The sequence below is a fragment of the Haloferax sp. S2CR25 genome (genome assembly GCF_031624535.1).
In the GTDB taxonomy this organism is placed as follows: domain Archaea; phylum Halobacteriota; class Halobacteria; order Halobacteriales; family Haloferacaceae; genus Haloferax; species Haloferax massiliensis.
This window is the reverse complement of record NZ_JAMQOO010000033.1, coordinates 1-999: the sequence shown is the minus strand read 5'-3', so window position 1 is coordinate 999 and position 999 is coordinate 1. Positions and strand designations below refer to the sequence as shown.

Below are 999 nucleotides of genomic sequence, written 5' to 3'. Positions count from 1 at the left end.
CGCTCTTGTGAAGTACATTGTTGGTGAGTCAGAGAACTGCTCGGACAATCTGTTTCAGTGCTTCTCGCCCCGGTTTGCGGAGGATTCGTCGCCGAAGCTGGAACGGTCTGAGATACGCTGTCAGTTTGTCTTTTGAGACGCCTCGATGCGGCGAGAGCCACCGTCGCGCCAGCGACGCGTGGCTCTCGCACGTGTTCACATGCGCGTCTCCATCAACGTACTCGCCGTCACCGTGAATTACTGATTCTCGGTGGAAGCTCTCAGCATCGTCGAGTGGGTCGTAGGCCCGAAATCCGTCAGTATAGACGGTCAGCGACTCCTTCTCGCGGTTGTCGAGAAGGAGTCGCACGGTCGCTTCGTCGGCGGATTTCGCTGGGACGACGTATCGCTGACCGCTGCCGCGATCAACGAGCGTGAACACTGGCGGTTTGTCCCCCTCATACGTTCCTCGTCCGCGTTTCGAAAGGGCACGCGAGCGCGACTCTCGGTCGCGCTCGCGGCCTTTCTTCCCGGCAGAGACGTAGAACTCGTCAATCTCGACCGGGCCAACGAGAGAGATGGTTGGCGCGTCGAGCGTTCTGGCGAACTGCTCGACGCGCCGGCGAAGCGAGCGATAGGAAACGTCAATTTCAGCGTCTAACTGGCGGATACTCGTGTTGAACCGGAGGAACGAGTAGAACGCGAACAAGAGCTTGTCGAGGCCGATCTTCGCGTGCGCGAAGATCGTGCCGGTCTTGTCGTTGAACGTGCGGTCGCAATCCTTACAGAGATACCGCTGATACTCTCGATAGCTGCCGTGTTTGATCACCGACTCAGACCGGCAGCGCGGGCACTGGAGGCCCTCGCGCCAGCGAACCTGCTGGAGCAGGTTCGCGGCGCTCGCCTCCGAGTTTAGCAGTTCAAATGGGAACATATCGGGTGACGCGTTCGCGTCACCCTTGCCCGCTACGCTTTCACAGCGCCAGCTTTCCTTGACCAACAACCTGCTTCACAAGAGCG

At 59.5% G+C, this 999-nt stretch carries 1 protein-coding gene; it reads right to left on the bottom strand.

Annotated elements, in window-relative coordinates; genetic code table 11:
* Window positions 1-28 precede the first annotated feature (28 nt).
* Window positions 29-913 (bottom strand): IS1595 family transposase, encoded by an 885-nt coding sequence (locus NDI65_RS22150; RefSeq protein ID WP_310894442.1) that lies wholly within the window; start codon window positions 911-913, stop codon window positions 29-31.
* Between the last annotated feature and the right edge of the window lie 86 nt (window positions 914-999).